We start from the raw sequence: 12,627 nt of genomic DNA on the forward strand, positions 1-12,627 counted from the left end.
CCCGGAATACTGACCAGTGCCCCTCGTTGGGGGGTGCCCGGCGTTGCCCGCAGTCTTCTCCAGTCGCCCCCATCAGGCTGGAACTTCGACGGTGGCGGGTTGGGCGTGGCCGTCGTTGAATTAGGCGTGCAGCACTCCACTTCCGGTATTCCGGAGCCAATGCGGCCACCCGAGCGGGAAATACACGCAGTCGCCCGGCCCCAGCTCGAGTTCCAGCCATTCCCGCTCCGGTGTTTGCAGTCCGGCCCTTGCGCGGCCCTGCACGATCACCACCAGTTCGGGGGTATTGGTATGCAAATGCGGCGCTCGCCAGGAGTCCCGGGGAATCTCCACCTGGGCGACCGACACGCCCGCGAGCAGCGGCCAGGCGGCCTGGTTGCCTTTGCGGGCGCTCACGCCACTGGGGATGGTCACGGAAGAGAGTCCGGCCAGGCGCAACCTGTAGTTGTAGTCCGTGGCTGCGGCCCCCGCGACGGGCGGAGCGGGTGCGGTCCGGGCCAGTCCAGCACTCCGGCCCAGGGGGAGGCTGGACGGCGGCCCGGCGCATCAGTTCACGGCGTGACAGCGTGGAGGTGGGGTGACGCTCCGCAGTCAGGTGTGCCATACACGGCTCCTTCCATCTCACCCTTCACCGGGTGGCGGCCAGAGACCAGCGGAGAACGGGTGTGGCCCGCTCTGGGTGGGACGGGCTTAGCTCAGTCGATCCGGACGGGTTCGGGCACCAGCCGCCACAGCTGACAGGCCCCGTCCGCGTACGTTGAGCCGGGATTCAGGCCCAGGGTGGCCGTGCAGTGGTCGGCGTCCAGGTACTGCCCGTTGTACTTCAGTTGCAGCCGGTAGTACCCGTCTCCATTTGGAATGAACTTCCACAGCTGGCACGCCCCGCCCGCGTAGGTCGAGCCCGGGTTGAGGCCGATGGGCGCAGTGCAGTGATCGGCGTCCAGATACTGCTTGTTGTACTTGAGCTGCAGCCGGTAGTAGCCGCCGCTGCCAGGCACCAGCCGCCAGAGCTCGCAGGCGCCTCCCGCGAACGTCGAACCGGGATTCAGCGTGACGGGTGAGGCACAGTGGTTCGCGTCCAGGAACTGCCCGTCCGATTTGAGTTGCAGGCGGTAGTAGCGCGGGGACTGGGCCGCAGCACTGGAGACCAGCAGGGCCGCAGCGCAGTGCAGCATCACTTTTCCGAACATGGTTTTCCTCCTGTCCCTACGGGGCAACAACCGGCAGAGGCCAGGGACAGGTCCTCTCTGCGGGAATTGGGCGGGGGTGGGGAGGCCTTGAACCGGCGGCGGTGCGGGGCTCTCTGCCGGGAAAAGCAGGCAGGAGCCGCTCTCCTCCTGCCCACAGGGTGAACTGCCCCCAGTGATGCGGCGGTCAGGAAAAGGGGAGGATGTGCCGCTGACGGGGCGCAGGGAAAGGGGAGCGGCCATCAGAACAAGTTCGGAACGTTTGGGAGCATGGTCGTGCGGACGAAGCAGTGCTTGCCCAGGGCGCCCCGCCTCTGCTTTTGTACTTTAGGTTCTGCGCTTCAGGCGTCAACTTGGCGTTCCAGGAAGGTCTTCCAGTCCTCGGGAGGCACTTCTCCAACGTCCATCAGCTCACGGCGGGCCGAGTGGTAGAAACGGGTGAGGCTGCGGTGGTTGCCTGATGCCTGCAGGGTCAACGCCAGAGCCGTGAGGTCATAGGGATTGGCCTGGCACAGCCGCCGCCCGACCCGGGCCGCCGCCGTTGGCTGGTGGATAACCTTGGCATGGGCCTGGGCGCTGAGCGCCGTGTGGAGCGTCTCGGCGATCAGACCGTCGGAGCCCGCCGCCTCGTCCATGCGGTAGGGGCCGCGCGACAGGGCCGTCTCGCCGGTCAGCAGAAAATTTTCGGCATCGGAATCCACGTTTCCCAGCGCGTGCCCGCTGGCGGTGGTCTGGATGACGCCCGTTCCCAGCGCGACGCGGGTCTGATGCACCAGTTCCTTGAGGGCCGCCGCCTGGTCTTCACCGCCCTGCGGGTACAGCGTGGCCATCAGGTCCAGCCGGGACACTTCTGGACGGCCGCGCAGGCGGCCTCCGAGCAGGGCCGTCAGGAGTTCGCGGCGTTTGCACCCCCGAACGAGGTCGGTGGATCCCGGCAGGCCGAAGCGTAGCTCGCCCAGGACTTCCAGGCGCGGACGCAGCGTCTGGCCCGCCAAAGGGTCCGGGGCGGCCGCCACCTCCCTCAACTGCGGGAAGTAGCGGCGAGTCACCTGGGCCAGATTGGTGATCCCCGCCGCCTCGAACCACCGCAAGCGCTGGCCGGCACGTTCCACGTTGCCAGAGAGGCGATCGACTTCCAGACCGACCTCCTGCGCGGCGTCTTCGATGCCCTGCGCCCGCAGCGCCGCCTCAGTGGCCCCAAATGCCTCCAGGACCCCCTGCGGTTGACCGACTGCTTCCAGCGCAAACGCCAGGGCAAAACGGGCCATTCCGGCGGCTCCAGGGGCACCCAGCCGCAGCGCCAGCTTCAGGGCTTCCTCACCCAGCCGCTGGCCCTCGTCCGGGGTCGCGACCCCGGACTCGGCGATGGAGGCGCAGCTCAGGGCCCACGCCAGCTTGCTCGGGACAGCCGCCTGACAGGCATACGACAGGGCGGCACGGGCATGCTTGAGCGAAGAACAGGCCGCCGTGCGGCGGAGCCCAGTGCCGGTAGAGGACGCTCAGGCGGTACTCGCATTCGATCAGGTGCTCGGAGGGGCCCAGACGGGTCAGAAAATCGCGCGACTCCAGCAGCAGGTCCTCCGCCCGTCCGTACTGCGCCAAGTCAAGGTAGGTGTCGGCCAGCGCGACGTGAATGCGTGTGGCCTGAAGCAGTTGCCCGCATTCGAGGCGCAGGCGCAGGCTCTGTTCGAGATCGGTCAGCCGCGCCTGGATCTGCCCCTGTTCGCCCAGGGCCATCGCCTGGTTTTCCAGGTAGACCGCTTCCAGGTGGGGCAGGTGGGCCGCGCGCGCGTAAAAGTGCTCCGCTTCTCTGAACTCATTCCTGCCGTAGTGGGCAGTCCCCATCACATTGGTCAGGTCGCACCGGGTCGGCACGTCCAGACCTCGACGGTCCAGCGCGCTGCGTGCAGATCCGGCGGCCTGTTCGGACTGCCCGGAGCAAGCCGAGGCGAAAGCGACGGCGTACACCACCTGGGGCTCAGCCTGACTGTGCAACTCGGGATGGGACTGCCACAGGTCCAGCACGCCCCGGTGGTCCCGGGCCAGGCCCCGTAGCCGGATCAGTTGGGCAGCCCAGGCGGTCCCCACCTGTTCCCCAGACGCCAACTCGCGCAGACGGGCCTCGGCCTCGGTGAGTCGTCCCTGACCGGCCAGCAGTTCAGCGTAGAGGCCAACCACCTCAGCCTGCTGGGGGGCCAGCCGGTAAGCCCGCTCGGCCAAGCGCAGCGCCTCCGTCACGAAGTCCCTGCACCGCCTGGACCATCAGGTGCAACTGCTGGGCACCACTGGCATACTGCGCCGCGCGGCCCAGCAACCGGGCGTGTTGTGCGGCATTCCCGGCGCCCTTCGCGGCCCGGATCAGCAGTGCGGCGGCAGCGGGTGGGTCCAGCCGCGCCTCGTCGATCAGGGCGGCCATTTCCTGCGGAACGTGCTCTAGCGCGGCGATGGCCCGACGGGCCATCCCAGCCGTCCGCTCCGGGTCCAGCCCTTTGAGGGCCACCTCGCTGTACAGAGGATGGGTCAGCTGGCCCCGGAGCAGCACGGCCTGGCGCTCCAGTTCCTCCTGCGCCCCGGCCAGCGCCTCCGGGGACAGGTTTACCACAGCGGCAAGGAGGGTCTGATCGGCGGTGTGGGGCAGCGGCGCGTGGGCTCCCAGGGTGTCCCGGAGCGCTTCGGTTCCACTGACCTCCCGCAGCGCCCGCTCAATCAGTGCCTCTACGGTGACGGGCATCAGGTCGGCGGGCGGCGCACGCCAGCGCCACAGGGAGCCGTCATTCCACAGGTGTCCCTGGCGGGCCAACAGGCGGAAGTACTCCAGCGTCCAGTGCGGACTGTCGCTGGGCCCCAAAGCCGTCTGGGGGTGGGCGGCGGCTGGTGATCAGCAGGCCCACCCCCCTGGAATGGGCAACCCGGTGGGCCAGGGCCTCCACCAACTCCAGGCGTTCGGCGTCCGCCGCGCTGCTGGTACCCACCGCCTCACCGAGCTGCAACCGCTCGAAGGTTCGCCCCGCCCACACGGGCAGGCGGCGTGGGTGGGGCAGGGTCAGGGCCAGTTCACGGAGGGGAACGGCAGCGTGAAGGCTCAGGCTCCTGCAGGGCAGTTCTCGGAGGAGCGCCTGCACCCGGTACGTCTTCCCCAGGTCAGCTTCCCCCCAGAGGCCGAACGCGAGACCGTGACGCTGAAGGGCAACCCCACGCAACTGCTGTTCTGGAGTGGCAAAAACCCCGCCCTGATCTACGCCCATCACGCCGTTCCCCTCCCCGTATTCCAAGCCTCTGCCGCAGGGCCGTCCCTTTCGCCTTCCTGAAGCGCCGCCCGAATCTCCGTATGCAGCGCGCTCCTTCCCGCTGCGCCCGGCCCACGTGTCTGGACCGAGATTGGGGTCAGTGTACGGGGTTGTGGCAAGTTGCTGGTACGGCCACTGCCGTTTTCGGGGAACACGTTAAATGGGCCTGTGGTAAGGATTTCGGGTCATCCGTCTGTCGAGGAGACCTGCCACACGGTGTACGGGTCAAACGTCCGCTGAGGAGGACGAGCCCAACTGGACTTGGATTATCTGATCGACGCTCCTGTGGCGGCGGTCCTGTCCTGAGGGCTGGCGCACCGTGCTGAAGGGACACGACGTTGCCTTTGCTGGGTACTGGCCCGACGTTGGGTTCGCCTTGCCCTGCCCGGAGTGAGGTACAGCGCGAACTTCACTCCAGGCACAGATACCGACCATCTACGCTTGCTGATGCTCGCGACCCGCGGTACTGCGCCGCGATGAACCCCACCGAGTTCCTTCTGGGAGAGAAATCAGGGTGAAAGCGCGGGGCGGGTTGCCGTTACGGTACGGGAACGCGCAGGAAGTCGCGGAACCACCGCCCGCTGTACTTCAGACGGCGCTCTTGAGTCTCGAAGTCAACGTGCACCATACCGAAACGTTTGTCGTACCCCTCGGCCCACTCGAAGTTGTCGAGGAGGCTCCACGCGAAGTACCCCTCCAGCGGAATGCCCCGCTCCAGCACCTTCAGGCATTCGCGTAGGTGGGCCTCGAAAAACTGCTGTCGGTCATGGTCCATCAGCTTCTCGTCCAGCGCTGAATCATCGAAGGTGGAGCCGTTCTCGGTGATGAGCAGCCGTGCAGGCTGGTAGTCCTCGTACACCCGGGTCAGGAGGTCCGTGAGGCCCTCAGGGTAGACCTCCCAGTCGAAGTGGGTGCGCTTCACGCCTTGGACATGCACTTCTTCCAGGTCGAAGTGGCCTTGGCCAGGTGCGTGCTTCACGGTTTCCCGGAAGTAGTAGTTCACCCCAAGGAAATCAAGCGGCGCAGCGATGATGCCCAGATCTTCCGGTTGGACGTGCGGAACGAGAGGGCCGTAACTCTCCCAGGTATCTTGCGGATAACCCTGGCCAAACAGCGGATCGAGATACCAGCGGTTGCGGAAACCGTCATGACGGTGGGCTGCCTGGAGGTCTTCTGGCGCGTCGCTCGCGGGATACACGGGGTGCAGGCTGAGCGTAATACCCACCTGGGTATCCGTCCGGCTCTGCTCGCGCAGAACCGGGACTGCCAGACCGTGCGAGAGGTACACGTGGTGCAGCGTCTGTAAGGCCGCGTGGGTGTCGCGGATACCAGGGGCATGGACGCCCTCTTGATGACCCATGATGGCGGTACAGAAGGGCTCGTTGTGGGTGATCCAGTGCCCCACCCGGTCCCCAAGTTGACGGGCCAGAACCTCGGCGTATTCGGCAAACCTGAACGCCGTGTCGCGGTTGACCCAACCCCCCCGGTCCTGCAGGGCTTGCGGGAGGTCCCAGTGGTACAGCGTCACGAACGGCGTCATATCCCGAGCCAGAAGTCCGTCCACAAGGCGGTCATAGAAGGCCAGTCCTTTGGCGTTGACTTTTCCGGTCCCCCAGGGCAACACGCGGGGCCAGCTCACCGAAAAGCGGTAGCTGTCCAGGCCCAGGTCCTGCATCAGGTCCAGATCGCTTTCCCAGCGGTGGTAGTGATCGCAGGCCACATCACCGTGGTCGGCGTTTTTAACGGTGCCCGGCTGGCGGGTGAAGGTGTCCCAGATGGACAGTCCTTTGCCGTCCTCGTGGGCTGCCCCTTCGATTTGGTAGCTGGAGGTGGCCGAACCCCAGCGGAACTGGGGAGGAAACTGATCTCGCGTCAAGGGCATGAATAACTCCGGAGTGAGCAGAGGGCGAAGCGGCGTAAGGCGTATACGGCGTTCACGCAGGTGTAGGAACGCGCAGGAAGTCGCGTAGCCAGAGCGCGCTGTCCTTGACGGTGCGCTTCTGGGTCGCGTAGTCCACGTGGACGATGCCGAAACGTTTGCTGTACCCGAAGGCCCACTCGAAGTTGTCCAACAGGCTCCAGACGAAGTACCCCTTGAGGGGAACGCCTGCCTGAACTGCGTCCAGGGCCGATTGAAAATGGCGTTGCAGGTACTGCGTTCGCTCACCGTCATGAACCTGGCCGTCCTCGCTGACCACATCAGGGTAGGCCGCGCCGTTCTCCGTGATGTACAGGTCGGGGAGCTGGTAATCGCGGTGCAAGCGCACGAGGAGGTCCCGCAGGCCCTCCGGGTAGACCTCCCAGCCCATGTCGGTGTATTCGGTTCCTTCCGGCAGCGTTTTGCCCCCGGCGCTGACAAACGCCCGGCTGTAGTAATTCACGCCCAGGAAGTCGATGGGTTGGGAGGCCAGTTCGAGGTCTCCGGGCAACACGTTGGGAAGCACCTCTGCGCCGTAGTGCTCCCAGATGTCGTGCGGGTATTGCCCTTTCAAGATGGGATCAAGGAACCAGCGGTTGCCCTTTCCGTCGGCAAGGGTGGCTGCGGTGCGGTCAGCTTCGTTGTCTGTGGCGGGATAGGCGGGTGTCAAGTTCAGGACGATGCCCAGTTGACTGGTGAGGTTCAGGGCACGCAGGCGGGAGAGGGCCAGCCCATGGGCGAGGTGCAGATGGTGCGCGACGGCGAGCGCCGCTTTGCGGTCCTGTTTCCCTGGGGCGTGATGCCCGATTTCGTTGGAGAGGATGGAAACGCACCAAGGCTCATTGAATGTGGCGTAGCTCTTCACGCGGTCACCGAGACGCGCGGCCACGACAGCGGCGTAATCTGCGAAGGCGTAAGCAGTGTCGCGGTTCTCCCAGCCTCCGCGGTCTTGCAGGGTCTGCGGCAGGTCCCAGTGGTAGAGGGTGACGTGCGGTTGGATGCCACGCGCGATCAGGCCGTCGACGAGGCGGTCATAGAAATCCAGGCCAGCTTCGTTGATGGCCCCTGTTCCCGTGGGGATGATGCGGGGCCAGGCAATGCTGAAGCGGTAGGCGCTCAGACCAAGGCTCTGGATGAGGTCCAGGTCCTGTTCCCAGCGGTGGTAGTGGTCGCAGGCCACATCACCGTTGCTGCCATCGGAGATGCGCCCAGGCTCAGCACAGAAGGTGTCCCAGATGGAGGGGAGGCGTCCATCTTCGTGGGCAGCACCCTCAATCTGGAAGCTGGCGGTGGCGGTACCCCAAAGGAAGTTGGACGGGAAGTGCTGGCGGCTAAGCGGCATACGTTCTCCTGGCAGAAGGTGAAAAGGGGGACAGAAGGGCAAACTGAATGATTTTGCTAAGTGGCCTTGAATAAATAAAGCCTATGAAAGCGATTTCAGATTGTCAAGGGCTCTTCCCTTATCCGGGTCCGGACCGAGTCAAGAAGAACTCCGGCCTATAGGAATTCGGGCAACATGACGAGGGGCAATTCTAGGAGCACAGGAGCGGTAGTTCTCTACATTCGGGTCAAGGTGTATGGCAAGCCTTTTTCCCCTGCGATATGTTTTCAATCCTGCGACCTTGAACGGATGCATGAAAGCGCATTCAAGCGAGAGGCGACGGGGTCGACCGGTACCAAGAGCGGTGAGATACCCCACACGACTCCATCACCTCACACCTCAGCGCTTTCAGAAGGGCGCATCTGACGGCCAGTAGCGTAGGCGATGGCGAGCCGGCGCTGTTGGCCATTGCCTTATGGTCCGGGGAATGTTGGATTCTCCTCGATAACGGTTCCGATTAGTCAGTTATGAAGTCATGGATGAACCCGAGTGGAGCGAGCAGGAAAAACGGTGACGGAAACAAGCCGAACCACCGAAGCGGATCGGACTTGCCAAGCTGCGCAGAAGAGGGAATGCAACGGCTTATGGATAAGCCGTATGACTGGCCCTGCCGAACTCCGATCTGCCCGCGAGCGCATCTGCGAAGCGAGGAGGAGTGGGCCAACCACCCGGCCAGAACTCGCCCAGCGCCTTGGGTTGAGCGTTCCCGGCCGTGACCTCCATTTCCAGATGAACTTTTACTTCCATCCGAACCGAGGTTGAGGAGCGTGATCGACGCGCCTCTCCTCCGACGTACGATCGGCTGCCTTGCAGGCATAGAGTCTTTGGTCAGCCTCTGCCATCGCGTCTTCAAGCCCGTGACCTTCAAGCAACACCCACCCCGCAGCGACTGCTGGAAACACCGCCTTCACCTTTTCGTAGAGTTCATAGCCAGCATCTGAACCCACGTGAAGGCCAACGAACTCATCCCCTCCCACACGGTAGAGGCGGTCACTTGATGCCGTGGACTGACGCAACGCCACCACAAATGACAGCAGAAAGGCGTCGCCAGCGGCGTGTCCCTGGAGGTCATTCACGGCCTTCAGTCCGTTGACATCCCAAGAGGAAAATAGAACGGGCTGTCGTTCCCGAACCGCCAGGGAGACGGCGTTCCCGAAGTCGACGTTCAGAGCACGCCGGTTGAACAGGCCTGTCATAGGGTCTACCAGAGACGTCTCATGCAATTTCTTATAAAGCGTCTGAATTTCGGACATAAGCCAGTAAAAGAGCAGCCCCAGCAGGATGGAGAGGATCAACGGGTAAGCAGATACAGCCACTCCCCACAGGGATCCACCGACACCGACGAAGGCCCTTCCAATTATGGAAAGGAGCAAGCCGCCGAGCGCTCCACGCCACCCCCAGAGGGCCGTGAGTCCAAAGACGGGCCACGCACTGGTTGTGGCGAAAATCATCCAGACGAAATTCCCGCCCATGCGCTGGCCAAATGAATGTGGATCAAGGGCATGCAAGGTCAACAGTGGAAACAGCAGCACCAAATGAAGCAAGATGCCAGCTCTGGGCCATCGACGCTCAACGCGCTGACACCCCAGAGTGAGCCCCACATACAGCGTGTCGCGGAGCAGATCTGTTGAGCTCCCGTTGGTGATTCGGAGTGGGAGAAGGAGGAGGAGCGCACCCCAGACGATCCACCAATACAGATTAAGGACCCGAGTTTCTGGAGTCTTAACCTGAACCATAATCTACACTAATCAGAATCGCCCTCAGTGTCCAGTCAAGCCTGAAGGTCTCAAAAGTGAACCAGAACATTTGTCAGAGTGCAGACTTCTTTTTGACCGAGCAGCGCGAGCGAACTTGAATGCCCACTGGGGAGAGTGGAGCCGAGAGGGGTGCCCTTCCCAGCTCCATTCAGACAAATGCTCTAACTTTGGCAGGATGGCGAAAGGCCGCGAGGGCCCGGCCCCGGAGGTCTAGACGGCGGTACGCTGAGTCTGTTTGCGTACGCCGATAAGCGCAAGTTGTACTTTCCACGATGCACTGCACGGCACTGCCAAGTGGGACCACCTCGCTTGAGGAGGCCCTCTCTCGGACCTGTTTCTGACCGCCCGAAGCCACCGCACCTCCCGACCAAGCGATCCCGCAGTCAGTCCATCCCAGTTCAAAACCGTCATGCTTGTCGCTCTGCAAGAAAGCTAGACTTGAGCCGTGACAGGAGTGTGACATGAAGCAGCGACCTCTAGGAACTACTGGACTTCACGTGAGTGAGCTGGGGCTGGGTGCCTGGCAGCTGGCCAACCCGAGTTGGGGCGTTCCCGAGGGCAGGGACGCCCAGGCGATCGTTCGGGCGGCGCTGGAAGAAGGCTGCACCTTCTTTGACACAGCGCCGGGTTACAGCGCCGGGCGAAGCGAGGAAACGCTGGGGGCGGTGCTGAAACCAGTACGTTCGGAAGTCGTCCTCTGCTCCAAGTTCGGGCACACTGCTGACGGACGGACCAACTTCGACGTGGGCGCCCTCCAAAGCGCCTTACAACAAAGCCTGGAACGCCTTCAGACCGATTACCTGGATGTGTACCTTCTTCACAACCCTCCGGCAGCCCTCCTTGATGGCAATGTGACGCCGCTCTACGAGGAACTCGAGCAGCTCAAAAGCGAAGGGCGAATCCGGGCGTATGGCGTGTCCATCGATTCTCGCGCCGAAATCGAGATGGTGCTGCGCACGACAAACAGTACCGTGCTGGAAGTGCTGTTCAATGCCTTTCACCAGGAGCCAGCGGGCGCCTTCGAAGAAGCCGGGGCAAAAGGTGTTGGCCTCGTCGTAAAAGTTCCTCTGGACTCAGGCTGGCTTTCTGGAAAATACGGAGCACACAGCCGTTTTGAAGGTATTCGGGGGCGGTGGACGCCAGATGTGATCGCCCGCCGGGCTGCACTCGTTGAGCAGCTTACGGCCTTGGTGCCAGAAGGCCACTCGCTCCTTCACGCTGCCCTGCAGTTCATTCTGTCGCAACGGCACATTTCCACAGTCATTGCTGGTGCCAAAGACGAGCAGCAGCTCAGGGAAAATATGGCCGCATCCCGCAAGACCCTTCCGGAGGAAGTGGTTCAGAACATTCAGGCATTGTGGAAACGTGAATTGAAGGACGCTCCACTTCCATGGTGACCTGCGGACCTGGTGGCCGCAAGTCATGGTGCAGGCCAGTTCTTCAGCGACGAACGCGGAACCGAGAGGCCCATCCACCTATTGGCGTTGGCGGAGGTGCGTGAAACTCAGGAGCGGAGAAGCCGCGGAGACCAGCGTCGGTGTGCAGTTCGACTCCACCGAGCCTGGCCTTTCCCCTTCAGTTAAAAACGGGTGAAGCATCCTGTTCGAACTCGGCCAATACTAAACGCATGATTTTCGCCAGGTTCCCTGACCGTGCATGGCCTAAGGCCTGGGCGTTGTGAGCCCCTTGCCGTTTACCAACCTGCCCTTGGGGGCGGGTATGCTGGCAAATCTCACCACGTTGGGCTATCTCGAGATGACAGCCATTCAGGAAAAGAGCCTGCCGTATGTGCTTAAGGGCCGTGACTTGATTGCGCAGGCCAAGACCGGCAGCGGCAAGACGGCGGTCTTTGGCATTGGCCTTCTCCACACGCTTGATCCGGGGGGATTCGGAGTGCAGGGGCTGGTGCTGTGCCCAACACGTGAACTGGCCGATCAGGTCGCCCATGAGCTGCGTCGCCTGGCACGCCGAGAAAGCAACATCAAAGTACTCACGTTAACGGGCGGCGTGCCGCTCCGCCCGCAGGCGGCGTCGCTCGAGCACGGTGCCCATATTGTCGTCGGCACGCCCGGCCGTATCCGCGACCACCTGAACCGGGGCACCCTCAAGCTGGACCACGTGCGGACGCTGGTTCTCGACGAAGCCGACCGGATGACTGATCTGGGGTTCTACGACGAGATCGTGGGCATCGTCCGTGCCTGTCCGCCACAGCGTCAGACTTTGCTGTTTTCCGCCACGTATCCCAATGACATCCGTCAGGCCACGGCGAACTTCCTGCACGATCCGGCGGAAGTCACCGTAGAGGCGCAGCACACGGGCGACCAGATCGAACAGCGCTTCTACGAGGTGGAGTACGACGGTCGCGACGCCGCAGTCGGTCGCCTGCTCAAGCAGTTCAAACCGGTGTCTGCCCTGGTCTTTTGCAACACCAAGGTGCATTGCCGTGAGCTGACCGAAGAGCTGCGCGCTCAGGGCTTTTCCGCCCTGGCCCTGCACGGCGATTTGCAGCAACGTGAACGCGATGAAATCCTGGTGCTGTTCGCCAACCGCAGCTGCTCGGTCCTGGTAGCGACCGACGTGGCCGCGCGTGGCCTTGATATTGCCCATCTTGACGCTGTCATCAACGCTGACGTAACCCGGGACACGGAAGTGCATATCCACCGCGTGGGCCGTACTGGACGTGCGGGTGAATCGGGCCTGGCCCTGACGCTCTGCGCGCCAAACGAGAAGAAGTGGGTGCGCCTGATCGAGGACTATCAGGGTGCACCTGTCCAGTGGCATGCGCTCAGCGAACTCGCCCTGGACGACACCGAGGCCGTCGCCGCGCCCATGGTCACGCTCTGCATTCTGGGCGGCAAGAAGGACAAACTGCGTCCCGGCGATGTGCTGGGTGCCCTTACGGGGGAGGGGGGACTGAACAAAGGCCAGGTGGGCAAGATCAACGTGTTCGAGTTCATCACGTACGTGGCGATCGACCGGCGGGTGGCCGATCAGGCGTTCGAGCACCTGAAGGCCAAGAACAAAACGGGACGTGACTTGGGAAACCTCAAGGGACGAAGCTTTAAAATGCGCTTCGTCCCCATGTGACGCCGACCCA

At 63.3% G+C, this 12,627-nt stretch carries 11 protein-coding genes; 2 read left to right on the top strand and 9 right to left on the bottom strand.

Going from position 1 to position 12,627, the window contains the following annotated elements; all coding sequences use genetic code 11:
- Positions 1-120: 120 nt before the first annotated feature.
- The 9 genes from B9A95_RS10380 to B9A95_RS10420 form a co-directional block, all read right to left on the bottom strand.
- The gene (locus tag B9A95_RS10380; RefSeq protein WP_170928567.1) at positions 121-414 is read right to left on the bottom strand and encodes a cupin domain-containing protein; all 294 of its coding nucleotides are present in this window, start codon (positions 412-414) and stop codon (positions 121-123) included.
- Positions 415-695: 281 nt separating this feature from the next.
- Positions 696-1,190 carry an RICIN domain-containing protein gene (locus B9A95_RS10385; RefSeq protein ID WP_084047085.1) on the bottom strand — a complete coding sequence of 165 codons (495 nt, stop codon included), beginning with the start codon at positions 1,188-1,190 and terminating at the stop codon, positions 696-698.
- 338 nt (positions 1,191-1,528) lie between these two features.
- Entirely contained in the window at positions 1,529-2,455 is a 927-nt protein-coding gene (locus B9A95_RS10390; protein WP_084047087.1) for a hypothetical protein, read from the bottom strand.
- Between the two features lie 49 nt (positions 2,456-2,504).
- Complete coding sequence (locus tag B9A95_RS10395) at positions 2,505-3,425, bottom strand: tetratricopeptide repeat protein (RefSeq protein WP_084047089.1); 921 nt, start codon at positions 3,423-3,425, stop codon at positions 2,505-2,507.
- Complete coding sequence (locus tag B9A95_RS10400) at positions 3,367-3,987, bottom strand: hypothetical protein (protein WP_139806661.1); 621 nt, start codon at positions 3,985-3,987, stop codon at positions 3,367-3,369. Before B9A95_RS10400 ends, B9A95_RS10395 begins: the two co-directional genes overlap by 59 nt.
- Positions 3,959-4,435, bottom strand: coding sequence for a hypothetical protein (locus B9A95_RS32030; protein WP_139806662.1), 477 nt, complete (start codon positions 4,433-4,435; stop codon positions 3,959-3,961). The genes B9A95_RS10400 and B9A95_RS32030 overlap by 29 nt, the downstream gene beginning before the upstream one ends.
- 577 nt (positions 4,436-5,012) lie before the next feature.
- Positions 5,013-6,356, bottom strand: a complete 1,344-nt coding sequence (locus B9A95_RS10410) for a GH1 family beta-glucosidase (protein WP_170928568.1) — start codon at positions 6,354-6,356, stop codon at positions 5,013-5,015.
- 52 nt (positions 6,357-6,408) lie between these two features.
- The gene (locus tag B9A95_RS10415) at positions 6,409-7,734 is read right to left on the bottom strand and encodes a GH1 family beta-glucosidase (protein ID WP_084047095.1); all 1,326 of its coding nucleotides are present in this window, start codon (positions 7,732-7,734) and stop codon (positions 6,409-6,411) included.
- 776 nt (positions 7,735-8,510) lie between these two features.
- On the bottom strand, positions 8,511-9,281 hold the full coding sequence (locus tag B9A95_RS10420) for a GGDEF domain-containing protein (protein ID WP_170928569.1): 771 nt from the start codon (positions 9,279-9,281) through the stop codon (positions 8,511-8,513).
- Positions 9,282-9,991: 710 nt separating this feature from the next.
- Here B9A95_RS10420 and B9A95_RS10425 point away from each other — a divergent pair.
- Both B9A95_RS10425 and dbpA read left to right on the top strand, forming a co-directional pair.
- Positions 9,992-10,927: an aldo/keto reductase gene (locus B9A95_RS10425; protein ID WP_084047099.1), complete on the top strand. Its 936-nt coding sequence runs from the start codon at positions 9,992-9,994 to the stop codon at positions 10,925-10,927.
- 280 nt (positions 10,928-11,207) lie between these two features.
- On the top strand, positions 11,208-12,617 hold the full coding sequence (dbpA, locus tag B9A95_RS10430; protein WP_084047101.1) for an ATP-dependent RNA helicase DbpA: 1,410 nt from the start codon (positions 11,208-11,210) through the stop codon (positions 12,615-12,617).
- The last annotated feature ends 10 nt before the right edge of the window (positions 12,618-12,627 follow it).

Source organism: Deinococcus hopiensis KR-140 (assembly GCF_900176165.1).
Taxonomy (GTDB): domain Bacteria; phylum Deinococcota; class Deinococci; order Deinococcales; family Deinococcaceae; genus Deinococcus; species Deinococcus hopiensis.

What these genes read in the sequence shown, in the direction of transcription:
- B9A95_RS10385 (WP_084047085.1), bottom strand. Translation starts at nt 1,190, where the DNA reads ATGTTCGGAAAAGTGATGCTGCACTGCGCTGCGGCCCTGCTGGTCTCC.
- B9A95_RS10390 (WP_084047087.1), bottom strand. Translation starts at nt 2,455, where the DNA reads ATGGCCCGTTTTGCCCTGGCGTTTGCGCTGGAAGCAGTCGGTCAACCG.
- B9A95_RS10410 (WP_170928568.1), bottom strand. Translation starts at nt 6,356, where the DNA reads ATGCCCTTGACGCGAGATCAGTTTCCTCCCCAGTTCCGCTGGGGTTCG.
- B9A95_RS10415 (WP_084047095.1), bottom strand. Translation starts at nt 7,734, where the DNA reads ATGCCGCTTAGCCGCCAGCACTTCCCGTCCAACTTCCTTTGGGGTACC.
- B9A95_RS10425 (WP_084047099.1), top strand. Translation starts at nt 9,992, where the DNA reads ATGAAGCAGCGACCTCTAGGAACTACTGGACTTCACGTGAGTGAGCTG.